The organism is Streptomyces sp. NBC_01317 (genome assembly GCF_035961655.1).
GTDB lineage: Bacteria > Actinomycetota > Actinomycetes > Streptomycetales > Streptomycetaceae > Streptomyces.
Map to the genome: position 1 here is coordinate 900,515 of NZ_CP108393.1, position 21,889 is coordinate 922,403.

25 protein-coding genes and 1 pseudogene are annotated in these 21,889 nt (G+C 72.1%); 12 read left to right on the forward strand and 14 right to left on the reverse strand.

Annotated elements, in window-relative coordinates; genetic code table 11:
• Positions 1 to 75 precede the first annotated feature (75 nt).
• Positions 76 to 903 carry a lipase family protein gene (locus OG349_RS03760; RefSeq protein ID WP_327233215.1) on the forward strand — a complete coding sequence of 276 codons (828 nt, stop codon included), beginning with the start codon at positions 76 to 78 and terminating at the stop codon, positions 901 to 903.
• Between the two features lie 63 nt (positions 904 to 966).
• On the opposite strand, the gene OG349_RS03765 is transcribed toward OG349_RS03760, so the two are convergent.
• The 3 genes from OG349_RS03765 to OG349_RS03775 form a co-directional block, all read right to left on the reverse strand.
• Positions 967 to 2,166 (reverse strand): cytochrome P450, encoded by a 1,200-nt coding sequence (locus OG349_RS03765; protein ID WP_327233216.1) that lies wholly within the window; start codon positions 2,164 to 2,166, stop codon positions 967 to 969.
• 233 nt (positions 2,167 to 2,399) lie between these two features.
• Complete coding sequence (locus OG349_RS03770; RefSeq protein ID WP_327233217.1) at positions 2,400 to 3,695, reverse strand: hypothetical protein; 1,296 nt, start codon at positions 3,693 to 3,695, stop codon at positions 2,400 to 2,402.
• 52 nt (positions 3,696 to 3,747) lie between these two features.
• Positions 3,748 to 4,044, reverse strand: coding sequence for a chaplin family protein (locus tag OG349_RS03775; protein ID WP_327233218.1), 297 nt, complete (start codon positions 4,042 to 4,044; stop codon positions 3,748 to 3,750).
• A gap of 271 nt (positions 4,045 to 4,315) precedes the next feature.
• Between OG349_RS03775 and OG349_RS03780 the strand changes: the two genes are divergently transcribed.
• Positions 4,316 to 4,723: a YciI family protein gene (locus tag OG349_RS03780; RefSeq protein ID WP_327233219.1), complete on the forward strand. Its 408-nt coding sequence runs from the start codon at positions 4,316 to 4,318 to the stop codon at positions 4,721 to 4,723.
• A gap of 8 nt (positions 4,724 to 4,731) precedes the next feature.
• Entirely contained in the window at positions 4,732 to 5,877 is a 1,146-nt protein-coding gene (locus OG349_RS03785; protein WP_327238431.1) for an RNA polymerase sigma factor, read from the forward strand.
• Positions 5,878 to 5,984: 107 nt separating this feature from the next.
• Here OG349_RS03785 and OG349_RS03790 read toward each other — a convergent pair whose 3' ends face one another.
• Positions 5,985 to 6,554 carry an HPP family protein gene (locus OG349_RS03790; RefSeq protein ID WP_327233220.1) on the reverse strand — a complete coding sequence of 190 codons (570 nt, stop codon included), beginning with the start codon at positions 6,552 to 6,554 and terminating at the stop codon, positions 5,985 to 5,987.
• Between the two features lie 219 nt (positions 6,555 to 6,773).
• Here OG349_RS03790 and OG349_RS03795 point away from each other — a divergent pair, with 219 nt between their 5' ends.
• Both OG349_RS03795 and OG349_RS03800 read left to right on the forward strand, forming a co-directional pair.
• Entirely contained in the window at positions 6,774 to 7,481 is a 708-nt protein-coding gene (locus tag OG349_RS03795) for a M24 family metallopeptidase (RefSeq protein ID WP_327233221.1), read from the forward strand.
• Positions 7,478 to 8,131, forward strand: a complete 654-nt coding sequence (locus tag OG349_RS03800; RefSeq protein WP_327233222.1) for a LysE family translocator — start codon at positions 7,478 to 7,480, stop codon at positions 8,129 to 8,131. Before OG349_RS03795 ends, OG349_RS03800 begins: the two co-directional genes overlap by 4 nt.
• Here the strand turns inward: OG349_RS03800 and OG349_RS03805 are convergent.
• From OG349_RS03805 to OG349_RS03830, 6 genes are all read right to left on the reverse strand, one after another.
• Positions 8,128 to 8,814, reverse strand: coding sequence for a molybdopterin-dependent oxidoreductase (locus OG349_RS03805; RefSeq protein WP_327233223.1), 687 nt, complete (start codon positions 8,812 to 8,814; stop codon positions 8,128 to 8,130). The genes OG349_RS03800 and OG349_RS03805 overlap by 4 nt on opposite strands.
• 99 nt (positions 8,815 to 8,913) lie before the next feature.
• Positions 8,914 to 9,339, reverse strand: a complete 426-nt coding sequence (locus OG349_RS03810; protein ID WP_327233224.1) for a hypothetical protein — start codon at positions 9,337 to 9,339, stop codon at positions 8,914 to 8,916.
• A gap of 222 nt (positions 9,340 to 9,561) precedes the next feature.
• The gene (locus OG349_RS03815; RefSeq protein WP_327233225.1) at positions 9,562 to 9,936 is read right to left on the reverse strand and encodes a hypothetical protein; all 375 of its coding nucleotides are present in this window, start codon (positions 9,934 to 9,936) and stop codon (positions 9,562 to 9,564) included.
• Between the two features lie 91 nt (positions 9,937 to 10,027).
• The gene (locus OG349_RS03820; RefSeq protein ID WP_327233226.1) at positions 10,028 to 10,462 is read right to left on the reverse strand and encodes a roadblock/LC7 domain-containing protein; all 435 of its coding nucleotides are present in this window, start codon (positions 10,460 to 10,462) and stop codon (positions 10,028 to 10,030) included.
• 136 nt (positions 10,463 to 10,598) lie between these two features.
• Positions 10,599 to 11,372, reverse strand: a complete 774-nt coding sequence (locus OG349_RS03825; RefSeq protein WP_327233227.1) for a transcriptional regulator — start codon at positions 11,370 to 11,372, stop codon at positions 10,599 to 10,601.
• A complete protein-coding gene (locus OG349_RS03830; protein WP_327233228.1) occupies positions 11,369 to 11,848 on the reverse strand; it encodes a hypothetical protein in 480 nt (159 codons plus the stop codon). The genes OG349_RS03825 and OG349_RS03830 overlap by 4 nt, the downstream gene beginning before the upstream one ends.
• 334 nt (positions 11,849 to 12,182) lie before the next feature.
• Here OG349_RS03830 and OG349_RS03835 point away from each other — a divergent pair, with 334 nt between their 5' ends.
• Complete coding sequence (locus OG349_RS03835; protein WP_161310266.1) at positions 12,183 to 12,461, forward strand: hypothetical protein; 279 nt, start codon at positions 12,183 to 12,185, stop codon at positions 12,459 to 12,461.
• A 50-nt stretch (positions 12,462 to 12,511) separates the two neighbouring features.
• Here OG349_RS03835 and OG349_RS03840 read toward each other — a convergent pair whose 3' ends face one another.
• The gene (locus tag OG349_RS03840; RefSeq protein ID WP_327233229.1) at positions 12,512 to 12,838 is read right to left on the reverse strand and encodes a plasmid stabilization protein; all 327 of its coding nucleotides are present in this window, start codon (positions 12,836 to 12,838) and stop codon (positions 12,512 to 12,514) included.
• 1,577 nt (positions 12,839 to 14,415) lie between these two features.
• Between OG349_RS03840 and OG349_RS03845 the strand changes: the two genes are divergently transcribed.
• From OG349_RS03845 to OG349_RS03855, 3 genes are all read left to right on the forward strand, one after another.
• Positions 14,416 to 15,510 (forward strand): YihY/virulence factor BrkB family protein, encoded by a 1,095-nt coding sequence (locus OG349_RS03845; RefSeq protein ID WP_327238432.1) that lies wholly within the window; start codon positions 14,416 to 14,418, stop codon positions 15,508 to 15,510.
• A gap of 80 nt (positions 15,511 to 15,590) precedes the next feature.
• On the forward strand, positions 15,591 to 16,010 hold the full coding sequence (locus tag OG349_RS03850; protein ID WP_327233230.1) for a phage holin family protein: 420 nt from the start codon (positions 15,591 to 15,593) through the stop codon (positions 16,008 to 16,010).
• A complete protein-coding gene (locus OG349_RS03855; protein ID WP_327233231.1) occupies positions 16,007 to 16,621 on the forward strand; it encodes a DUF3618 domain-containing protein in 615 nt (204 codons plus the stop codon). The genes OG349_RS03850 and OG349_RS03855 overlap by 4 nt, the downstream gene beginning before the upstream one ends.
• A gap of 559 nt (positions 16,622 to 17,180) precedes the next feature.
• Here OG349_RS03855 and OG349_RS03860 read toward each other — a convergent pair.
• Positions 17,181 to 17,651 (reverse strand): SRPBCC family protein, encoded by a 471-nt coding sequence (locus OG349_RS03860; RefSeq protein ID WP_327233232.1) that lies wholly within the window; start codon positions 17,649 to 17,651, stop codon positions 17,181 to 17,183.
• A gap of 110 nt (positions 17,652 to 17,761) precedes the next feature.
• A complete protein-coding gene (locus tag OG349_RS03865) occupies positions 17,762 to 18,127 on the reverse strand; it encodes a nuclear transport factor 2 family protein (RefSeq protein WP_327233233.1) in 366 nt (121 codons plus the stop codon).
• Between the two features lie 82 nt (positions 18,128 to 18,209).
• Here OG349_RS03865 and OG349_RS03870 point away from each other — a divergent pair, with 82 nt between their 5' ends.
• Complete coding sequence (locus tag OG349_RS03870; RefSeq protein WP_327233234.1) at positions 18,210 to 18,782, forward strand: O-methyltransferase; 573 nt, start codon at positions 18,210 to 18,212, stop codon at positions 18,780 to 18,782.
• A gap of 96 nt (positions 18,783 to 18,878) precedes the next feature.
• On the forward strand, positions 18,879 to 20,153 hold the full coding sequence (locus OG349_RS03875; RefSeq protein WP_327233235.1) for a flavin-containing monooxygenase: 1,275 nt from the start codon (positions 18,879 to 18,881) through the stop codon (positions 20,151 to 20,153).
• Positions 20,154 to 20,162: 9 nt separating this feature from the next.
• Here OG349_RS03875 and OG349_RS03880 read toward each other — a convergent pair.
• Positions 20,163 to 20,357, reverse strand: a pseudogene (locus OG349_RS03880) (transposase); the annotation flags it as partial.
• A 523-nt stretch (positions 20,358 to 20,880) separates the two neighbouring features.
• On the opposite strand from OG349_RS03880, the gene OG349_RS03885 reads away from it, so the two are divergent.
• The gene (locus OG349_RS03885; RefSeq protein WP_327233236.1) at positions 20,881 to 21,837 is read left to right on the forward strand and encodes a GlxA family transcriptional regulator; all 957 of its coding nucleotides are present in this window, start codon (positions 20,881 to 20,883) and stop codon (positions 21,835 to 21,837) included.
• Positions 21,838 to 21,889: the final 52 nt, after the last annotated feature.

The following is a 21,889-nucleotide window of genomic DNA, read 5'->3' on the forward strand; positions in this document are numbered from 1 at the left end:
GCGCGATCGCCCTCCCCTCGGCTCCACCGGAACTACGTTGCTGGGCGACCAGCTGCCACTTCCCGGAGGACACCGATGGCGATCCCCGCCCTGGACCACTCGACCACCCGCTACTCCCTCGCACACGCCTACTGGATGGCACGGGCGGCCGGGCTGGCCACGCTGGACCCGGCCGCCGTCGAGGCCCAGGCGACCGCGTGGGGCTTCGACGAGGTACGGCACTTCGAGTCGACACACCGGATGCCGTTCCCGATCGAGGACACCCAGGCGTACGTCATGGCGGGCGACCGCATGATCGTCGCCGGTTTCCGTGGCACCGAGGTCCTCAAGATCTACGACTGGCTGACCGACGTCACCACCCCACCGGTTCCCGGCCCGGCGAACAGGGGCTTCGTCCACTACGGCTTCCACCAGGCGCTCCAGTCCGTCTACCCCCGGATCCGGGACGCCATCGAGGAGTTGCGCACGAACGGGCAGAGTGTCTGGTTCACCGGCCACAGCCTCGGCGGGGCTCTCGCGATGCTCGCGGGCACCCGGTGGTACCTGGAGGAGCCGCGGCTCCTGCCCGACGGTGTGTACACCTTCGGCCAGCCCCGTACCTGCGAACGACTCCTCGCCGGCGTGCACAACAAGGCGTTCACGAACCGGTGTTACCGCTTCGTCAACAACAACGACATCGTCCCCCACCTCCCGCCGGAACCGGCGTACACCCACGTCGACACACTCCGCTACTTCGACGCCGACGGCAGGCTCCGCGACACGATGCCGCTCAAGGCCCGGCTGCTGGACCGCGCCAAGGGCCTGAGCGCCGACCTCTTCGCCCCCGGGACCGACGCCGTCAAGGACCACCATCTGCCGAACTACCTGGCCGCGTTCGAGAAGAACCTGGTCACGTCCGGCTGACCGGCGCACCGGGAAAGGCAGGGGCCCGCACGCCGGTGGTGGCGTGCGGGCCCCGGGGTGCTCCTACCAGGCGACGGGGAGCGTGACCGGGCCTCTGATCAGGGCGTCCTGCTGGAAGGCGACCTCCTCGGCCGGTACCGCCAGGCGCAGGCCTGGGAAACGCGCGAAGAGGGCAGGCAGCAGGACGTGGGCCTGGACGCGGGCCAGGTGCGGTGCCACGCAGTAGTGGGGGCCGTGGCCGAAGGCGAGGTGGTTCGGGCCGGGGCGGTCGGCGTCGATCTCGGCCGGGCACGCGAACACGTCGGGATCGCGGTTGGCGGCCCAGTACTGGACGTAGACGAAGTCCCCCGCACGGATGGTGACCTCGCCCACCGTCACGTCCTCCACCGCCACCCGGGGCTGCCCGATGCCGTTCTTGTGGGGGATCCAGCGCAGCAGTTCCTCGACCAGCAGGGGTACGGAGAGGTCACCGGCGCGCAGCGCCTCGGCCAGGTGGGGCCGGCGCAGCAGCGCGAAGACCATGTTGGAGAGGTTGTTGCGCACCGGGTGCCAGCCGTTCAGCGCGGTGAGGGAGGCCATCGCGAGCGCCTCCTCGGCGCTGACCCGTTCCTCGTCCACGGCGCGGGCCACGTCCGTCATCAGGTCCTCGCGCGGCGCGGCGCGGCGTTCCTCGATCACGGCGCTGAAGAATTCGGCCGCCTCGTCGCGCAGCGCCCGCACCCGCGCCACGTCCGCCTCGTCGCGGGGGCGTACGAGAATGCCCTGCGCCCAGCTCCGGATCCGCGGCAGGTCGGCCGGGGCGAAGCCGAAGATCTCCCCGACCAGGGTCAGCGGCAGCGGGGCGACGACGGCCTCGATCAGATCCGTGGGCGGCCCGGCGGCTTCCAGGCCGTCCAGCAGCTCGGCCACCAGCGTCTCCACCCGGGGGCGCAGCGCCTTCATGCGGGCCTCGGTGAAGGCCGGGGTGACCACGGAGCGGATTCGCGTATGGTCGGGCGGATCGATGAAGCTGACGCTGGCGCCCATCGGGATGAGGTGGCGGTTCATCGTGGGGAAGGGCCGGCCGGTGATGCGCCGGCTGAAGCGGGTGTCGGACGTCACGAACCGGACCTCGTCGTACCGGGTGACGAGCCAGCACTCCGTCAGTTCCCCGCCCTGGGGCAGCAGGATCTTCATCGCCGGTCCCTGCTCCAACGCGTGGGCCAGGAACGGGTCGAAGTCGAGACCGGGCAGATCGGGTGGCCCGTACTCGGGCGGACTCATCAAGGACACGCCATTACCTCCGGCACATGAGCGGCTCGGCCGACACGGCACGGGAGCCCCGTCGGTTTCGGGCATCGTGCCGCACCCGGCCTGTCCCCCGCCCGGGTCGGGCGGGTCACCACGCTGGTTGTCACCCGCGTGAGTGACGGCGGTGCACGCGGGTGACGGCGGTACAGGCGCCGACGGTACGGGCGTCGGTACCGCCGACCGTACGAGCGCCGGTACGGGCGGGATCAGCCGGGCCCGACCGCCGGTGCCGGAGTACGTGCCGTGAGGAGAAGGTCCTCGTAGGCGTGGTGGTGGCGGGTGCTGGTGCGGTGGCGCAGGAGGTCCGCCGCCCGGACGTGCTCCCCGGCGTCCACGAGGGCCCGGGCGAGCGTGTCCTGGACGATCTCCCGCTCCACCCGTACCCCGCCGATCCGCTCGGCCTTCCCGCCCAGCGCTTCGAGCTTGTCGGCCGCCGCCCGGGGACGCCCCGCCGTGAGGTCGGCCAGCGCCCGGACCACGGGGGCCAGGACGTCGCGGTAGTCGGGGCGCGGGTCGGCGGCGGCCCTGCGGGCCAGGTGCTCCAGGTCGTCGGTCGCGGCCTCCACCGCGAGGGCCAGGGCCAGGTTGAACGTGTGGAAGACCTCCGCAGTCCCGCCCGGCGCGGTGAGCAGCTCCCGTACGTGCTCCGGATCGCTGCGGCCGGCCGGCGCCTGCCCCACCAGCAGGAGGCGCCAGTTCGTCGCGGCCCGCATGCCGACGTCCTGGCGCGGCAGCGCCGCGTCCGCGCGGCGGCGGGCGTCCTCGAAGTCGCCGCACGCGATCGACTGCAAGGCGGCGTGCCAGCTCAGATGCCGTACCTGCACCGCCCCCGGGTCCGCCGCCAGCCACCGGTCCAGGAACGCGGTCGACGCGGGGCCCGTACCCAACTCGTGCTCGGCGTGCGCGAGGGCGTGCACGGCCACGCCCGAGCGCGGATACAGGGCCAGGGCCCGCTCGGCCAGGTCGTGCGCCTCGCGCACCCGGCCCTGCTCCGCCCTGGTCGAGGCCATCAGGCCGGTCCAGGGCCAGTTGTCAGGACCGGCCAGCGCGGCCTGCCGCTCCACCAGCGTGTCCCCCAGGGCCCGGTAGGCGGCGTCCTCGCAGGCGGAGAAGGCGCCCACCATGAGCCCGGCCAGGTCGTCGGCCGGCCAGCGCTCGAAGTGGGTCACCAGGTGATCGGCCGTCAGCCGGTACTGCCGGTGCGTGTGGAGGAACACCCCGTACACGAGGCTGGCCTCCCGTTCCCCGGCCATCCGCGCGTCCCGGTGGGCGAGGGCCAGCTGTTCCTTGAGTACGGAGTCGTCCATGCGGTCGCCCGTCGCCAGGGTCAGCAACCCCCGCGCCACCCCACAGCCCGGATCCCCGCCCACCCACTCCCGCAGGAGGGGCAGTGCCCGCCCGCTCAGGGCCAGCAGCGCCACGGCCGCCCGGTCCCCGACCGTCGACGCCGTGGTCGTCCCCGTGGTCGTCCCCGTGGTCGTCCCCGTGGTCGCCGGACCCATCGCCGTCACCCTCCCCACCGCGCGGCCGACACCCGGCCGCTCGCCGCCCCCATCACACCGAGGACATGAAAACGGCGGTGCAGATGATGCCGCTGTTGCCACAGTGATTGCGCGCGAGATCCAGCGGCAGACCGACATGGTTGCCGCTGCCCAGGCCGGCCCCGCCCACCGTCGCACCCACCGCACGCGCGTCGCCCTGGTTGGCGCAGGTGTTGCCGAACACCGCGTTCCCGATCCCGACCACGTTCGCCTGCGCGGCACCGGCCGGAAGCAACGCCACCCCGGCGACCGCACCCAACACCGCGGCCCGCGCGACCGCACTACCGGAATGACGTGTCTCGACGCCCATCGTGCTTCTCCTTCACCCGGGACAACGTCCCCGCTGGCGTCCGATCGAACTCAAGCCGGACATAACCGCCTGTCTCTCGCATCAACGACAGAACACTCCTCGCGACACGCGGCCCTCGCTTGACAGGACCCCAGAAACGATCCTGCGCGGCGACCCCACCTCGTACCCCGTCAAAAAACCTCGGCGCCCCGTGTCGAGAACCCGTGGCCCGCTCCGTCCCCGGGGTGAACGCGACGACAATGGAGTCGCACCGGCACCAAGGAGAACCACCATGGCCAAGTACCTGCTGCTCAAGCACTACCGAGGCGCCCCCGCACCGGTCAACGACGTACCGATGGAGCGGTGGACTCCGGAGGAGATCTCCGCCCACCTCCAGTACATGAACGACTTCGCGGCCCGGCTGGAGACGACCGGCGAGTTCGTCGACGGCCAGGCGCTCTCTCCCGAGGGGACGTTCGTCCGCTACGACGGCGAGGGGCGCCCGCCCGTCACCGACGGCCCGTTCGCCGAGACCAAGGATGTCATCGCCGGCTGGATGGTGATCGACGTCGACAGTTACGCGCGCGCCGTCGAGCTGGCCGGTGAGCTGTCGGCCGCCCCCGGAGCGGGTGGCAAGCCCATCCACGAGTGGCTGGAGCTGCGTCCGTTCCTGGGCGCGCACCCCACCGTCACGGAGTGACCACCGCAGTGGACGAGGCACTGCTCCGGAGCCTCACCCCGAGCGTGATCGGGGTCCTCGTCCGCCGCGGAGCCGACTTCGCGGCGGCCGAGGACGCCGTACAGGACGCGCTGGTCGACGCGGTCCGCGTCTGGCCGGCCGACCCCCCGCGCGACCCGAAGGGCTGGCTGGTCACCGCGGCCTGGCGCCGGTTCCTCGACGCGACCCGGTCGGACGCGGCCCGCCGCCGGCGTGAGGACCTGGTGGACGAGGAGCCCGTACCCGGGCCGGCGCCCGCGGCCGACGACACACTCAAGCTCTACTTCCTGTGCGCGCACCCGTCTTTGACCCCGTCGTCGGCGGTCGCGCTCACACTGCGCGCCGTCGGCGGGCTGACCACCCGGCAGATCGCCCAGGCCTACCTGGTCCCCGAGGCGACCATGGCGCAGCGCATCAGCCGGGCCAAGCGGACCGTCTCAGGGATACGGTTCGACCGGCCCGGCGACGTCGCCACCGTGCTGCGCGTCCTCTACCTGGTCTTCAACGAGGGCTACTCCGGTGACGTCGATCTCGCCGCCGAGGCCATCCGGCTCACCCGGCAGCTCGCGGCCGCGATCGACCACCCGGAGGTGGCGGGGCTGCTCGCCCTGATGCTGCTCCACCACGCCCGGCGCGCCGCCAGGACCGCGCCGGACGGCAGCCTGGTGCCGCTCGCCGAGCAGGACCGGGGCCGGTGGGACACCGTGGCGATCGCCGAGGGCGTCGCGATCCTCCAGGCGGCGCTCGCCCGCGACCGGCTCGGCGAGTTCCAGGCGCAGGCGGCCGTCGCGGCGCTCCACGCCGACGCGCCCGCCGCCGGGGAAACGGACTGGGTGCAGATCGTGGAGTGGTACGACGAGCTGGCGCGCCTGACCGGCAACCCGGTCGTCCGGCTCAACCGCGCGGTCGCGGTCGGCGAGGCCGACGGCCCGCGCGCCGGGCTGGCGGCGCTCGCGGAGCTGGACGCCGCGCTCCCCCGCCGCGACGCGGTGGCCGCGTACCTCCACGAGCGGGACGGCGACCTGGCGACGGCGGCACGGCTGTACGCCGAGGCGGCCCGGAAGGCCCCCAACCTGGCCGAACGCGACCACCTGACCCGCCAGGCCGCCCGTCTCAACGCCGGGCGGGGCGGCTGAACGGTCGGGTACGGATGGTCCGGCGTATGGATGCTCGTGTACGGATGGTCCGGTGTACGGATGATCCCCTTGTACGGAGTCCCGGCCACGTGTCCCGTCGTACGGGGTCACCACCAGGACGTCGGATACTCCTCGTGCTGGACGCGGGAGGAGACGAGCTGCACCAGCACGAGCAGCGACGCGCCCGCCGCCAGCAGGGGCACAAAGTGGTCGGCGCGCGGTTCGGTGAGCATGATCATGACCGCGGTGGCCATGGCCGGCGGGTGGGCCGCCTTGAGCAGGAGCGCCACACCACAGGCCACTCCGCACACCACGGCGGCGGCCCAGGGACCGTGCCAGCCGAGGGCGAGGACCGTGAAACAGACCAGACACGCCAGCATGTGCGCGCCTAGGACGTGACGGGGTTGCGCGAGGGGTGAGGCGGGCGTCGCGGTGACGATCGCCGTCGTGGCCGCGAGCGGCGGTATCAGCACCGTCTGGTGCAGGGCCGTCCCGACGGCGACCAGGACGGCGAGCGCGACCGAGGTCGTGACCGCCGCCGACGCGGCCGTACGCCGGGACGGCCGTGACTCGGCAACTCTCCACCACCGGGCCTTGAGGTCCTCGCGGGCCTCGGTCTCCTCCGCCGGGCGGCCGTCGACCGGGACATACGCCTTCAGGGCGCGAAAATTCAGCACAGTGCTCCTCGGAAGCGCCTCCCCTCGCGGCCCACGGCGGCTCGTCGCCCGCGACGTAGGAGAACGCCCCGGAATGGTGCCCTCCGGAAGAGCCGTCCGTCCAAGACCTCTTGTCGATCACGTCATCGACGCCGCCGATCAACGGCCCGGCCTTCTCATCTGCCCCCCGGGAAGCGATCATTGGTGTGCGGATGTGAGCTGATCGGTAGGGGGTTCGGTATGACGGTCGACACGGCGGGGCCGGAGGAGGCCCGGCGGGTGGCGGGTCTGGTGGGGGCGCAGGAGAAGGCGATCGCGCTGTTCAAGGAGGTGGAGGCGCGGGGCCTGGTCGCCCCCGGGGTCGGGGAGCGGGAGGCGAGCGACCACATCAGGGACCTGGCCAACGAGATGTTCGGTACGACCAAGCACTGGCACAAGCGAATCGTCCGCTCCGGGCCCAACACCCTGCTCCCGTACCGGGAGACCCCGCCGGACCGGGTCATCGGTGAGGACGACATCGCCTTCGCCGACTTCGGCCCGATCTTCGAGGAGTACGAGGCGGACTTCGGGCGCACGTACGTGTTCGGCGGCGACCCGGTCAAGCACCGGCTCCTGCACGACCTGCCGAGGATCTTCGACGACGGGCGCGCCGCGTTCGCGGCCGATCCGGACATCACCGGCGCCCAGCTGCACGCCGAGGTCGAGCGCCTGGCCGCCGAGGCGGGCTGGAGCGTCGGCATCTGGCACGCGGGTCACCTCGTCGGCGAGTTCCCGCACGAGACGAACGACGGCGCGCGAGCCGAGTCGTACATCACCCCGGAGAACCACAACCCGCTGCGCCGTACGGACCGTGCGGGGCGCGTCTGCCACTGGATCCTGGAACTCCACCTCGTGGACGAGCGGCACGGATTCGGCGGCTTCTACGAGCAGTTGCTGGACCTGGCGTGACCGGTGCCCTGCTGGGGTTCGCGCTGTTCGCGCTGGTGGTGACCGTCGTACCGGGGCCCGATCCGCTGCTGGTGCTGCGCAACTGCCTGCGGGGCGGGCGCCGGGCCGGGGCGGCGACCGCCGTCGGCGCGGCGGCGGGATCGCTGGTGTGGGCGGTGGCGGTGGCCGTGGGGCCGGCCGCCGCGCTCCAGCGGTGGGACGCGGCGTTCGTGGCCGTACGTCTGGCGGGCGCCGCGTACCTGATGGCGCTGGGCGTACAGGCGCTGCGGACGCTGCGCGCGGGTGCGGGCGCGGCTGATGCCGAGGGGGCCGACGGCCTGCCCTCCCCGCCCGGACCGGCGATCCCTGCCGCGCGGGCCCTGCGGCAGGGAATCGTGAGCTGCCTCCTCAACCCGAAGGTCGGCATCTTCTTCGTGGCGGTGGCCCCGCAGTTCCTGCCCGAGGGGCATTCGGTCCTGGCGACGACGCTGCTGTTCGGGGTGGTCGACGCGGTGATCGCCGCTTCCTGGCTGCTGCTCGTCGCCTTCGGCGCGGACCGCCTCATGGCCTGGCTGTGGCGCCCCCGCGTGACCCGGGTCCTGGAGGGCACGGCGGGCGGGGCGCTGGTCACGCTGGGCGCGTTCACGGCGGTGGAAGCGGCCCGCTCCTAGGGCGCGTCCGCCCTGTCGCCGGGGGCGTGTCCGCCCTGTCCCCTGTCCGTCACTTGTTCGTCGGTCTCCTGCTCCGTGTGGGCGTAGCGCTGCTCCGTCCAGGGGTCGCCGATGTTGTGGTAACCGCGTTCCTCCCAGAAGCCGCGCCGGTCCTCGGTCAGGTACTCGATGGCGCGCAGCCATTTCGGGCCCTTGTAGCCGTAGAGGTGCGGGACGACGAGGCGCAGGGGGAAACCGTGCTCGGCGGTGAGGAGTTCACCGTTGTGGTGGGTGGCCAGGAGGGTCTCGGGGGCCGTGAAGTCGCTGAGCCGGAGGTTGGCCGTGTAGCCGTACTCCGCCCAGGCCATGACGTGCGTGACCTCGGGCGCGGGCGGCGCCAGGTCCAGGACCGTGGTGCCCGCGACCCCGAACCACTCGTGGTCCGTCGAGGTGGGGCCGGTCGCGCAGTGCAGGTCGGCCACCACCGTGACGCGCGGGAGGACGGTGACCTCGTCGAGGGTCCAGGTGCGCTCGTCCCCGCCGGCGGTCGCTCCGAAGACGCGCAGGTTCCATCGCTCGGGCCGGAACCGGGGGACGGGGCCGTAGTGCGAGACGGGCCAGCCGTGCACATGGCGCTGCCCTGGGGGAATGCGATGGGGCGCGCCGCACGCGCTGTCCCGCGTACCGGAGCGGTCGCTTCCCACAGATGCTCCCCTTACTTCGGCCGACTGTTCGTCCGACCTGTTCCCTGTGCAGCGTAGGCGCCCACCGCCGCCCGGGCTTGTCCGCGCGCGTTCGTCCCGTCAGCCCACGACGGCGGCCGGCAGCCTCGCCATGGCCTCGGGGGCTTCCACGTGGAAGTGATGGCTGCCCAGGTCGACCAGCACGATGTCGAGGCGGTCGGCGTAGCGGTCGAACGCCTCCCGCGCCACCAGATCACGTACGGCGAACACGGTGACCGGCTGCTTCGTCTCGCGCGGCGCCGCGTCCATGTCCCGGCGCACCAGGCCCTCGATGGCACGCGGCCCCCCGGGCCGGCGCACCCTGACCATCTTCCGGAAGCAGGCGTCCTCGCGCGCCGGGTCGGTCCCGGCCGGGGAGCCTCCTTCGACCAGGCCGCGCACCGCCACGGGGAAGTCGTCGCGCAACAGGCCCAGCAGGGCGCCGGCCCGCTCCTCGCTCCGCGCCGGGAACAGGGACAGGTAGTGCGGCCCGTCGAGTGCGACCACGTGCGAGACGGTGCCGCCGGCACCGAGGCGCCGGAGCCGACGCCCCGGAACGCGAACAGGGCCGGGGGCATCAGCCCCCGGCCCTGGAACACGCCACGGACGCCGTGCTCGCGCCCTTCTAGTACCGGGCCGTCTTCACCGAGGCCCCCTCACTCTCGACCGGGCGCGCGGCCTCGTCTCGCACCTGCTGCCGGACTGATCGCCGGACCGTCCGTGCAACGTTCAGACCTCCAGATCGGCCTCGATCCTCATCAGCTGGTGGCGTGCCATCGCCAGATTCGCCCGGCCCTTGTCCAGCGCCAGGTAGAGGAAGAGGCCGGTCTTGCCGCGTCCCTTGAGGAGCCGGATCAGGTGGTACTGGGTGCCGAGCGTGATGAGGATGTCCTCGATCTCGTCCTTGATGCCCAGCATCTCCATCGTGCGGACCTTGGCGCGGACCACATCGGTGTTGCCCGCGGCGGCGACCGTCAGATCGAGGTCCTTGCCCCCGCCGAGCATGCCGAGGGCCATGCCGCTGGAGTAGTCGACCAGGGCGGCGCCCAGAGCGCCTTCTATGGAGGTGGTGGCTTCTTTGAGAGCGGCTTCCGTGGTGACCATGGTGAGGGCACTTCCCTTTCGTCGTCTTCGTGGGCGTTCGGCCGGGGTGGCCGGTTCTTTGGCGGGGGTGGGGGGTGTCATGGGTGACGCCTCAGCTCCTCGATCGCCGGTCGAGCGCGTCGTCGACCAGCTCGCCGATACGGGCGCTGGAGCGGCGCGCTTCGAGATGGAGCCGGCCGACGTTGGTCCTGGGCTCGGCCAGGAGGGTCAGGACCGCCGAGGAGCCGGCCGCGTACGTCGCGACGTACCCCCGCTCCCCACGGACCAACTGCTCCCGGAACGGCCCCTGTTCGGTGGACTCGGTCAGCCGGAGCGCGACGCCCAGCGCGGCCGCCGTGAGCGCGGCCATGGACTCCGCCTCGACGCCCGGGGCGTCCTCGGCGAGCACCAGGCCGTCGGTGGTGGCGGCGAGCGCGCCGGTGAGTTGGGGCAGGACGGCGCGCAGCCGTCTGAGTTCGCCGAGCACCTCGGCTTCCGCCGTCATCAGTTGTCTCCTCTCGGCGCGTTGGCGCAGTGCGCGTCTCATGACGGAAGGTCGGAAGAACGGTCCGACGGGATGCCGGGCGCGGTGGTACGGGGCGGCGCGGCGCCGGACGTGGTGGTACGGGGCGGCAGGGCGCCGGGCGCGGTGGCACGGGGCGGCGGCGGGCCGGAGCGGGGCGTCACAGATAGGCCTCCAGGGCGTCGCGGAGCCGGCGCAGCAGAGCGATGTCGGGGTCGGAGTTGACCGCGGAGACGGTGGCGACCCAGGAGGGGACGGGCGCTGGGGCGATCTCCGTCCCGTCCGGCGGGGTCTCGACCAGTCCGGCGGCGGCCAGCCTGCGGATGTCGAGCAGGGTGTGGAACGCCGGGCGGCCGAGGCTCCAGGCGATGCTCACCGGTGTACGCGCCCCGTCGGCCAGCTCCAGCAGCGCGCCCTGCCGCCGGGTGACGGCCTGCCCGGCCGCCGGGGCGCGCGCGACGACCGGCGCGGTGTCGACGGCCGCGTACGGCCAGACGTGGTCCAGCAGCCGCCGACGGCGGAGGGTCTCCCGCTGGACGGCGTCGGCGGAGACCGGCCGTACGGGACCGAACCAGTGCGCCACGCCGTAGCGGAAGCGGGTCGGACCGCTGCCGGGAGCCAGGGCGAAGAACGCCGCGTCGAAAAGCGCCCCGAGGTGGCAGATCTCCAGCTCACCGTCGCCCAGATACCCGCTCTCCACGAGGAACCGGCCTACGGCGCCCCGGCTTCCGGCGTGTTCGATGGCCTTCTCCCACGCCTCGTACGGCAGCCGGCCGCCGGCCGTGAGCATGACCTCGACACCAGGGGCGGCGGGGCTCTCGGCGTGCACGATGCGGCCGTCGGCGAGGTAGAGCGTGCCCTGGTCTCGTAAGAGGGCGCCGGTGGCCCGCTCCCCCGCGAGCCGGACGAGCATGGGCGACACGGCGGCGGTCATGCCAGCACCAGCCGGGCGGCGAGCTGCCGCAGCCGTAATCGGGCGAGCGCGAGGTTGCCGGTGTCGCGGTCGAGCCACAGATGCAGGAACACACTGCTGTCGAAGGTCGTCTCGACAAAACACAGGATGTGGTACCCGGTACGGGTGGTGAGGATGAGGTCCTCGACGGGCGGCCCGTCGGGGGTGTCACCCGGCGCCGGGCCGGCCCCGTTGTCCGCCGGAGACCTCTTGGGCGCCGGGGGCCCGTCGTCCGCCCGGCCCGCGACGCCTCCGCCGGGCGCGTCGGGCGCGAAGGCCGGATACTCGGCCGCCGCCCTGGCCAACTCGGCCGTCTCCGCCGCCGTGGCCTCGTGGTCGCCGTTCGGTGACTCCCCCGCCGTACCGAGCGCGAGTCCGCTCGTCCAGTCGACCACGGCCGCCCCGCGCGCTCCCGGCAGGTTCATGGCCTCCTGGAGGCATGCGTCGATTCCGGGCACGCGGAGTCCCTCCCCAGCCTTGCGTGCAGCCGCACGTGCGTACGGCAGTGACCGTGAGATTACGTAACGTGCCGCGTCCCGTGGGGAGTTCTGGCATTTTCCTCCGGAACATGCCAACCGCCGATAGGGTCGGGGCACGGCCTGCCCTGGCCGCCCCGGATCACCCGCCTCCCCGTGCCGGGGCGCGCCGGGGCGCGTCGGACTCAGCTGGGCGTTATGCCCCGGCATTGCCGGGTACCAGGTCCCAGAAGCACAGACCCCGGACGGCACACGGGCCCGAACTGAGAGGCGTATGTCACCCTCTGAACCCGCGAACAGTCCCTAAGCTACGTACGTGGCAGACACCCTGGACGAACTGGTCGAATTGCAGCGCGCCGCCGACAAGGCACACGACCGCGCGGGAGAGTTACGCGCGGCGTTCGGGCCACCGGCGGTCGAACCGTGGACCGAGGGACAGAGATCCACCTACGAGACGGCCTGGCGGGCGTGGCGTGACCTCGATCGCGACATCAAGGACGCGATCACGCGGTACGCGAAGCGCGAAACGCTGGACCGGGCCGCCGTCGAACGGACCGTACGGGCCCGGGTGGAGGGCCGCCCCCAGGAGGGGTAGCCGCTCTCGTATCGCTGGCCGGGTCAGCCGAGTCGCCGGGTCAGCCGGGTTCAGTAGCCGAGGGCTTTGCGCAGCTGCTGCTTGTTCATCGACGAGCGCCCGTCGATGTTCTTCTTCCTGGCCTCTTCGTACAGCTGATCCCTCGTCGGGCCCTGGGCTCCGCTGTGGGAACGTTCGCCACCGCGCTGGGAAGCGGACTTGGGGTCGCGGAGAGAGGTCTTACTGGCGGTTTTCGCCTCGCCCGAGCGAGCCCGCTCCTTGTTGACGGTCCGCGCCGCGATTTCCTCGGCCCGCTTCTCCGGGGTGCCGCGCTTCTCGGCGCCTTCCTTGATGTGCTCGTACTGGCGTTCCCGCTTACGGCTCGATCCTGCCGGCATGACACTCTCCTCCGCGTTCCGGACTTCTCTGCGACTGCCCGGTCCTGACTCGTTTCACGCCGTGCCCCTCGTCCCGTTGGACCGTCCGGACGAGTCTGGAACGCCTCTGGACGCGTCTGAACGCGTCTGGACGAGACACCTGCGCGGAGCCTAGGGTCGAGCCACTCGTACAGCCGAGATCACCCGAGACCGCTCAAGACCACGTGAGAGACCTCTGCCCGGTGACGGAGCCGGCGTGGGGCGCGCGTCCCCTCTCCACGCCAGCACTGGACGGTTCCAGGCGATGACCACGGGTCGGCACCTCAGGACGCCGACGACCCCGTGTGGTCCGCCCCGCCGGGCAGCGAAAGAGACGCGCCGTGTTGTCGGCGACCTATCGCAGCCTCCTCCGCACCCCCGGTGCGGCGGCCTTCTTCCTCAGCGCCACCGCCGGCCGGGTCGGCATCGCCATGACCAGCCTCGGCATCATCTGGCTGGTGCACGGCAGGACCGCCTCCTACGCCGTGGCCGGCCTGGTGACCGGCGCCTTCGCCGTCGCCGAGGCCCTGGTCGGGCCGCAACTCGCCCGGCTGATCGACCACTTCGGCCAGACCCGCGTCCTGCCGCCCGTCCTCCTCACCCACACCACCGCCGTGGGCGCCCTCCTGGCCGTGGTCGGGAACCACGGCCCACCGTGGCTGATGACGGCGGGCGGAGCGCTCGTGGGCGCCACGATCCCGCAGCTCGGCGCACTGTCGGCGGCCCGCTGGACGGCACTGCTGCACGGCGGGCGGGCCGTGGCGCTGCCCACCGCCTTCGCCCTGGAATCGCTCGGCAACGGGCTGTGCTACCTGGCAGGTCCCGCCCTGGTCACCACCGTCGGAGCGAGCTTCGGCCCGGCCCTCGGCATGGCGCTGGCCACGACCTTGGTGGTGGGCGGCGGGCTGGCCTTCGCCGCGCAGCGCCGTACCGCACCCGCGACGGCCGGCGCCGCCGAGCGCGGGCGCGCGGGCCGCTCGCTGCTGCGGCCGGAATTCGCGGCGCAGGTCGGGGTCAACCTCACGCTGGGCCTGTACTTCGGCGCCATGCAGGTCTCAGTGACGGCCTTCGCGGTGGAGCACGGTACGGCGGACGCGGCGGCGCCGCTCTACGCGGTGTCGAACTGCGCGAGCCTGCTGGCCGGCTGGCTCTACGGGCTGCGCCGGTGGCGCGGCACACCGCGCGTACAACTGGCTTGTGTGACGGCCTGGTCGGCCCTGAGCTGTCTGCCCCTGCTCGCCGCCGACTCGGTTCCGGGGCTGGGGCTCGCGCTCGCCGTCACCGGACTGGCCGTCCCCCCGATCCTGGTGCTCTCCTCGGTGCTCACCACCGCGTCGGTGGACCGGGCCGCTCTGACCCAGGCGTTCACCTGGCTCGGCTCGGCGAGCGCCGCGGGCGCGGCCGGTGCGGCGGCGATGTCCGGGCGGATGGTGGACGCCTACGGCGCACACGGCGGCTTCACGGTAGCCGCCGCGGCCACCTCCGTGATGGCGGTGCTCGCCGCGACCCAGGCGCGCTCCGCGAGGCATGAGTGGGGCCAGGGCGGAAAGCCGCAGGGTATGGCAGCCCTTTCACCGAAGCCGGGTCCCGAATCACTCAAGCCGGATCACGGACAGGAACGCGAGCGGGAGCGGGAGCGACCGCACGAGCGCGTCGACGCGGGCCGGGACGCGGGCGTGGGTCCGGGCGCGCAGGTGGAGGAGGAGGCGCCCGACCGGCCGACCGAGTTGCCCGCACGGTCGTGGTGGGCGGCGCTGCGCGGCACGGTACGGGAATTCAAGGAGGACGACCTGGCCGACCGGGCGGCCGCGCTGACCTACTACGGGGTCCTCGCGCTCTTTCCCGCCCTGCTGGTCCTGGTGTCCCTGCTGGGCATCGCGGGTGAGTCGGCGACCCGGGAGATCCTGGACAACCTGCGGCAGCTCGCTCCGGGCTCGGCCCGGGACGTGATCACCGACGCGGTGGAGCAGGTACGGAGCAACGGCAGCGGGGTGGGCTCGCTCCTCGCGGTGGTGGGTCTGGCGCTGGCGGTGTGGTCGGCGTCCGGTTACATCGCCGCTTTCATCCGGGCCTCCAACGCCGTCTACGACATGCCCGAGGGCCGGCCGGTGTGGAAGGTGCTGCCGCTGCGCCTGATCCTGACCGTCGTCCTGATGGTCCTGGCGTGTGCCAGCGCCCTGATCGTGGTCTTCACCGGCGGTCTCGCCCGCCAGGCGGGCACCGCTCTGGGGATCGGCGACGGCGCGTTGACGGCGTGGTCGATCGCCAAGTGGCCGGTCCTGCTCCTGCTGGTCGCGATCATGATCGGGCTGCTCTACTGGGCCGCTCCCAACGCCAAGGGCGGCGGGTTCCGGTGGGTGACCCCGGGGAGCTTCCTCGCGCTGCTGATCTGGATGATCGCGTCGGCCGGCTTCGCGTTCTACGTCGCCGACTTCGCCTCGTACAACAAGACGTACGGGACCCTCGCCGGGGTGATCATCTTCCTGGTGTGGTTGTGGATCACCAATCTGGCGGTGCTTCTCGGGTTGGAGTTCGACTCCGAACTTGCCCGCCAGCGCGCGATCGCCGGAGGCAGTCCTCCCGACGAGGAGCCTTACGTGGCACCGCGCGACACCCGCTCGTGGACCGACGAGGAGCGCCGCCGCATGAAGTGACGGCGAACACGCCCACCCGGTTGTGAGGCGGGTTGCGGGGTAGCCGCGAGGACACGACCGTGCGAGGCAAGGAGAGGTACATGACCACAGCGGAACGGCACGCACCCTCCGGTGGCGCGGAGGACACGACATCCGTCCTGGTGACGCGCGCGACACGGCAGCTCTCGCAGCTGGTACGCGAGGAGATGCAGCTGGCCCGGGCGGAGATGACCGAGAAGGGGAAGCGCCTCGGAGCGGGTGGCGGCCTCTTCGGCGGCGCCGGCCTGGTCGGCGTCCTGGCCGCGCAGGCCCTGGTGGTGGCGGTGATCGCCGCCCTGGCGCTGGTGCTTCCCGTGTGGGCCTCGGCCCTGGTCGTGACCGCCGGACTGGCCGCGGTCGCCGCGCTCCTGGCGGTGGCGGGGAAGAGGCAGGTCACGAAGGCCGTCCCGCCCACACCGGAACAGACCATCGACAGCGTCAAGGCCGATGTGGCCGAGATCAAGGAGAAGGCACACCGATGACTCAGCGAGACAGCAACCATTCCGGCCCCACTCCCGAAGAGTTGCGCGCGCAGGTGGAGCACACGCGGGACGAGGTCGGCCGGACGATCGACGCGCTGGCGGCGAAGGCCGACGTCCAGGCCCGCGTCCAGGACCAGGCCGCCGCGATGAAGGAGCAGGCGGCGGCCGTCAAGGACCAGGTCGCCGACAAGGCGACGGTGGCCAAGGACGAGGTGGCGGACAAGGCGGCGGTCGTGAAGGACCAGGTGACCGACAAGGCCGCGGTGGTCAAGGACCAGGTGACCGACAAGGCCGCGGTCGTGAAGGACCAGGTGGCGGACAAGGCGACACAGGTCGGCGGTCAGATCCACGACAAGACGGATCAGGCCGCGCGGCTGTTCATGGACAAGACACCGGCGCCGGTTCTCGACACGGCGGCGGGGGCCGCGGCGCGGGTACGCGACACCGCCTCGCGGGTCGGGCGCTTCGCGGCGGACCAGACGCCCCAGCCCCTCAGCGACAGGGCGGGCCAGTTCGCAACGACGGCCCGGAACAACCGCGCACCGCTGATCGCCGCCGGCCTGGTGCTCGCCGCGTACCTGCTGATCCGCAACGGCGGGCGGAGCAAGTGACGGTGCCCCGTCGCGTGATCCGGCGCTGACGGCCGGCGTCGGTGTCGGTATACGGATCCGGCGGGACGAAGCACCCGGGCCCCTTCCGTACAGATCAGGAGCACTGAACCTGATCGGCGTACGGATCAGGGGTGCCGGGTGCCGTCACGTCCACGCGCCGCGAGGGCGGCCGGCCCCGGGCAGCGTGGGTGCGGGCCCATGCCCACTCCCTGCCCGCCGGTGAGCAGGTGACCTCGGCGGGGACCAGCTCTGTTTGCGCGGGCCGAAGCAGACCAGTCGACGGCCCCGGCGGCGTCAGAGTGCTGCCGAAACGTAAGCCGGCAGCCGGTCCCTGTGCCGCCGGCGGACCAGTGCGCGGTGCCGGACCCGACCGGCAGATCACCACGTCAGGCGACGCGGACCGATCCGCACATATCCAGGGCCTCCGGCCACTTCCAGCCCGTCCGGCGATTGAGGACACTACGGCCGAAGGCCGTGCCCCCGCACCCGCCCGCACCCGCCGGCCGCCGCCGAGCAACGAGCCCGCTGGGCCCGGCGACCACCACCGCGTCCGTCGTCGTCAGCCCTTCCGGGCAGATGCCGGCCGCTCGGACGCCTCGTACGTCTCCTCGACCACCTTCGCGAGCCGTCCGAGCATGCTGCGGTGACGAAGCTGGATCAGCGTGTCGAGGACCACGTTGTGGGCCAGGGCGCCCCAGCCCCGCAGCGGGTGTTCGTCGACGATCACCAGGGTCTGCTCGCCCCAGGGCCGTATGTCCAACGCGATCCGCGCGGTCCCGAGGGGGCCGCTGTGCGCTTCGAGTTCGAGGATCCGCGGCGGTTCGAAGCGCCGGACGACCGTGTGTCCCTCGAACGATCGGGGGCCCAGCCGCACGGTGTAGGCGAGCGAGGCGCCGACCTCCGGCCACTGGCCCTCGGCCGGTTCGGTCTCGGAGGTCCCGACGACCCAGTCGGCGTAACGCGACGCGTCCGACAGGACGGCCCAGACGGCGTCGGGCCTACGGGCGATGAGCTGGTGCCGAACGGCCATGGGTACGCTCCTGCGGGTCTCGGCAGCGACGGGTGAGGGGGACCGAGTGCCCGGTTTCCCGGAACTGACACCTGCGGACGACCCACCCCGCACCGCAGGCCCTCAATCCCTCAGGCCCTCAGCCGCAGAAGAGCGATCGCGCCTTCCGTGAGGGTGACGACAAGTGTCGTAGGGCCGTGGCGACGGGGGCCGGTCAGTTCCGCCTCGACGACGACGTCACCGCCGAGTGCGCTCACGGGGTGCATCCGCGTCGGAGTGATACGGCCACCCTGGGCCAGGAACTCCCGCTCCGCCCAGGACCCGATCGCTTCCCTGCCCCGTATCTCGCGCCCCGCGTCGTTGACGATGGCGCCTTCGGCGAAACAGCCAGTCAGCCGGTCGACATCGCCGGCGTTGAGCGCCTCGATGAAGGAATGGATGAGCGAAGTAGCTGCGTCGGGCGCGTACCGGTCGGAAAGTTCGTCCACATTCGTCATGGCGTTCGCCTGCCCTCGCTCACTCCTCCCATGCGAAACGTGATGGATAGCATGGTGGGGACGACGGCGAGGGAGCGCGGCCATGGCAGAACGTACGGTTCCGCCTCGGGTGGTGGCCGCGGAGCGGGTCGCCTCCGAGGCGGGATTCAGGAAGAGTTGCCTCCCCGAGGTGGGCAGATTGCTCAGCGTGGCCGCCGCCGCGAAGCCTCACGGGACCGTCGCGGAGAGCGGCACCGGCTCCGGAGTGGGCACCGCCTGGCTGCACAGCGGCCTGGGGACCGGCGCGCGTCTGATCACCGTGGAGCGCGACGAGGAACTGGCCCGCCGAGCGGCCGGTCTCTTCGCGGACGACCGGCGCGTCAGCGTCCTCACCGGGGACTGGCGGCTGCTTGAGGAGCACGCCCCGTTCGACGTCTTCTTCTGCGACGGCGGGGGAAAGCGTGACGATCCGCAGAGGGTGGTCGAACTGCTCGCTCCCGGCGGCCTTCTCATCTTCGACGACTTCACCCCGTCGCCCGACTGGCCGCCTCGTTTCGACGGCGAAGTGGATGAGCTACGCCTCTTCTACCTCACGCATCCCGCCCTGGACGCCACCGGGGTGCTGACAACACCACTGAGTTCAGCGGTTGTTGCGGCACGGCGCATCCAGCCATGACACCTTCCCGTTCCACAGAGCGCGGCGATCCGCCCGAGATGGCAGGCTGGAGAGGCCAGATCACCACCGCTTCGAGAACCCGCAGGTGAGCCCCCCATGTCCACCACCTCCGCATCCCGCTCCCCCGCGTCCCGCGTCCCCGCCGTCGTCGTCGGTGCCGGGCCGGCCGGGCTGGCGACCAGCTGGCACCTGGCCCGGCTCGGCGTCGGGCACGTCGTGCTGGAGCGCGACAGCGTCGGCGCCACCTGGCGCTCGGCTCGGTGGGACAGCTTCGCCCTGGTCACCCCGGCGTGGTCCGTGAGACTGCCCGGCCTGCGGATGACGGACGACACCCCGGACGACGCCTTCCTGCCCCGCGACACGTTCGTGGAACTCCTCGACCGGTACGTGCGCGACACCGGCCCGCCCGTACGTACGGGAGTCGAGGTCCACGGGCTTCGCAGGGAAATGGGCGGGTACGTCCTGAACACGTCGGAGGGCGATCGGTCCACGCGTGCGGTGGTGATCGCGAGCGGCGCGCTCCGTCTGCCGAAGGTCCCGGCAGGCGTCGACGTACCCCCCGGCATCACGGCGCTGCACGCCAACGACTACCGGCGCCCGGAGCAGCTGCCCCCCGGCGCGGTGGTGGTGGTCGGCAGCGGGCAGACCGGCACCCAGATCGCCGACGAGCTGCGCCGCGCGGGCCGGCGCGTCTTCCTCGCCACCAGCGCCGTCGGACGCGTCCCCCGGCGCTACCGTGACCAGGACGTCTTCGCCTGGCTGCGGCACCTCGGCATGCTCGACCAGACCACCGAGCAGGCGCCGCCGGAGGCGCGGCGCGCACCTCAGCCGGCCCTGAGCGGCACGCACGGCGGCCGCACGCTGGCGCTCCAGCAGCTGGCCCGGGACGGCGTCGTCCTCCTCGGTCGCCTCACCGGCATCCACGGCGGACGTCTCCACTTCGCCGACGACCTCGCGGACCACATGCGGGGCGCGGACGCCTTCGCGGAACGCTTTCGCACCCAGGTCGACCAGTACCTCCAAGGCCGCCCGCCGGAGACGGGACCGGCAGAGGCAGGACCGGCGGACACCGACCCCGCCGAGCTGCCCCTCGACACCGTTCCGGCCGCCCCCACGGAGATCGACGCCTTGGGCGAAGGCATCTCAACCGTCCTGTGGTGCACGGGAATGCGCCCCGAAACGGCCTGGCTGCCCGACGAACTCCTCACCCCCACCGGCGTCCCGAAGCACCGGCGGGGAGACACACCCCTTCCAGGTGTCCACGTCGTGGGGTTCCCGTGGATGACACACCGGGCCTCCGGCATCCTGTACGGCATGGGCACGGACGCCGCACACGTGGCGGAACGGATCAGAGCCGACCTCACGTCCTGACTGATCGTTTCAGAATGACGTTCGGAGTCGTCGCAAGCAGATGATGCCGCAGGCCAGTTGGAGCAGGCCGAGGTGGAGGCCGGCGCGTATTTCGTAGCGGGTCCGCAGCTGTTCGAACTGATGGAGCCAGACGAAGGTCCGCTCCACCACCCAACGGGGTTTCCTCAGGGCAGAGCCATGGACGATACCTCTGCGGGCGATCTTTGTTTCCTGGACGGGCGCGGTCGACCGGCGAAGGTCCTGTGTGAACCCCCCTTGAGGGCTCGGACGTGTGAGCCAGCCGTCGACCGCCGCACCATCCATCTCCAGCAGTCCCGCCGTGCGCGGGTCCGCCGACGCGACCATTGTCATCAGCGACGGACAGGTGCCCCCGACGCCGTCACTCGACGTCGGTGGTCGCCGCCTACCCACTCGTCCAGGCCAACTGCCCGATCGGGCGCTGGCCCTCCGTCGACACCCGGCACGAAAGGTCCATGGCAAACAGATCCGCCACAGCCACAGCCCCTCGCCCACCGCGCACCGATCCCCGCCGGACCGACGCTTCCCCTGGAATATGCACGCGGCACACCAACAAGGCAAGGATCAAGAACCCCCAACTCCCGCTCAGAGCAAGGCTGTTACGCGGCAAGGCCCCTGCACGAGCCAAAAATCCGAGACCAACGCCACCATCGGCGTGAGCGGCGGAGACGTCGGGCCGTACGCACAGCCCCGTCGTACGCTTGCCCCCGTGACCGCTCCCTCCCCGCAACGCGTCGCCGTCCTCGTACTCGAAGGCGCGAAGCCGCTCGATGTCGGCATTCCCGCGCAGGTGTTCACGACCCGCGCGAGCATGCCGTACGAGGTACGGGTGTGCGGGGCGGCGCCCGGGCTCGTGGCCGGCGGTGACGGGCTGTCGTACTGGGTCGATCATGGGCCCGAGGCGCTGGCCTGGGCGGACATCGTCTTCATCCCCGGCTACCGGTTCCCTGGCCGCGACGACCCTCCGCGGGCCGTTCTCGACGCGCTGATCACCGCCCACGATCGCGGCGCGCGCCTCGCCGCGATCTCCACGGGCGCCTTCGCTCTCGCCGCGACGGGCCTGCTCGACGGCAAACGCGCCACCACGCACTGGCACTACACACGGGCGCTCGCGGCGAGGCACCCCTCGGTCCGGGTCGACGAGAACGTCCTCTTCGTCGACGAGGGCAGTGTGCTGACGTCGGCGGGCGCCGCCTCGGGCATCGACCTCTGCCTGCACATCCTGCGCCGCGATCTCGGAGTGTCCGCGTCGAACCACGCCGCCCGGCGCCTGGTGGCCGCCCCGTACCGCAGCGGCGGTCAGGCGCAGTACGTACGGCGCACCGTGCCCGAATCGCTCGGCGAGCGGTTCGCCGCCACCCGGGAGTGGGCGCTGCACCGGCTCGACGAGCCGCTCACGCTCGACGTGCTCGCCCGGCACGCGGCGGTGTCGCCGCGCACGTTCTCGCGGCGCTTCGCCGAGGACACGGGGTACACGCCGATGCAGTGGGTCATGCGCGCCCGCGTCGACCTGGCCCGTGAGCTGCTCGAACGCTCCGAGCGCGGCGTCGAGCAGATCGCCGCCGACGTCGGCCTCGGTACGGGTGCCAATCTGCGGCTGCACTTCCAGCGCATCCTCGACACCACGCCGAGCGAATACCGTCGCACCTTCACCAAAGGCGAATAGCACACTGCCACTGACCCAGTGGCGTGATCCTTTTGAACCATGGCACTCGCGC

Excerpts from the sequence above, each read along its gene's own strand:
- OG349_RS03820 (WP_327233226.1), bottom strand. The coding sequence starts at position 10,462 with ATGAGACGCGCACTGCGCCAACGCGCCGAGAGGAGACAACTGATGACG.
- OG349_RS03865 (WP_327233233.1), bottom strand. The coding sequence starts at position 18,127 with ATGACGAATGTGGACGAACTTTCCGACCGGTACGCGCCCGACGCAGCT.
- OG349_RS03780 (WP_327233219.1), top strand. The coding sequence starts at position 4,316 with ATGGCCAAGTACCTGCTGCTCAAGCACTACCGAGGCGCCCCCGCACCG.
- OG349_RS03855 (WP_327233231.1), top strand. The coding sequence starts at position 16,007 with ATGACTCAGCGAGACAGCAACCATTCCGGCCCCACTCCCGAAGAGTTG.
- OG349_RS03815 (WP_327233225.1), bottom strand. The coding sequence starts at position 9,936 with ATGGTCACCACGGAAGCCGCTCTCAAAGAAGCCACCACCTCCATAGAA.
- OG349_RS03850 (WP_327233230.1), top strand. The coding sequence starts at position 15,591 with ATGACCACAGCGGAACGGCACGCACCCTCCGGTGGCGCGGAGGACACG.
- OG349_RS03845 (WP_327238432.1), top strand. The coding sequence starts at position 14,416 with ATGGCAGCCCTTTCACCGAAGCCGGGTCCCGAATCACTCAAGCCGGAT.
- OG349_RS03860 (WP_327233232.1), bottom strand. The coding sequence starts at position 17,651 with ATGGCCGTTCGGCACCAGCTCATCGCCCGTAGGCCCGACGCCGTCTGG.
- OG349_RS03840 (WP_327233229.1), bottom strand. The coding sequence starts at position 12,838 with ATGCCGGCAGGATCGAGCCGTAAGCGGGAACGCCAGTACGAGCACATC.
- OG349_RS03775 (WP_327233218.1), bottom strand. The coding sequence starts at position 4,044 with ATGGGCGTCGAGACACGTCATTCCGGTAGTGCGGTCGCGCGGGCCGCG.
- OG349_RS03765 (WP_327233216.1), bottom strand. The coding sequence starts at position 2,166 with ATGAGTCCGCCCGAGTACGGGCCACCCGATCTGCCCGGTCTCGACTTC.
- OG349_RS03825 (WP_327233227.1), bottom strand. The coding sequence starts at position 11,372 with ATGACCGCCGCCGTGTCGCCCATGCTCGTCCGGCTCGCGGGGGAGCGG.
- OG349_RS03795 (WP_327233221.1), top strand. The coding sequence starts at position 6,774 with ATGACGGTCGACACGGCGGGGCCGGAGGAGGCCCGGCGGGTGGCGGGT.
- OG349_RS03870 (WP_327233234.1), top strand. The coding sequence starts at position 18,210 with ATGGCAGAACGTACGGTTCCGCCTCGGGTGGTGGCCGCGGAGCGGGTC.
- OG349_RS03760 (WP_327233215.1), top strand. The coding sequence starts at position 76 with ATGGCGATCCCCGCCCTGGACCACTCGACCACCCGCTACTCCCTCGCA.
- OG349_RS03875 (WP_327233235.1), top strand. The coding sequence starts at position 18,879 with ATGTCCACCACCTCCGCATCCCGCTCCCCCGCGTCCCGCGTCCCCGCC.
- OG349_RS03770 (WP_327233217.1), bottom strand. The coding sequence starts at position 3,695 with ATGGGTCCGGCGACCACGGGGACGACCACGGGGACGACCACGGGGACG.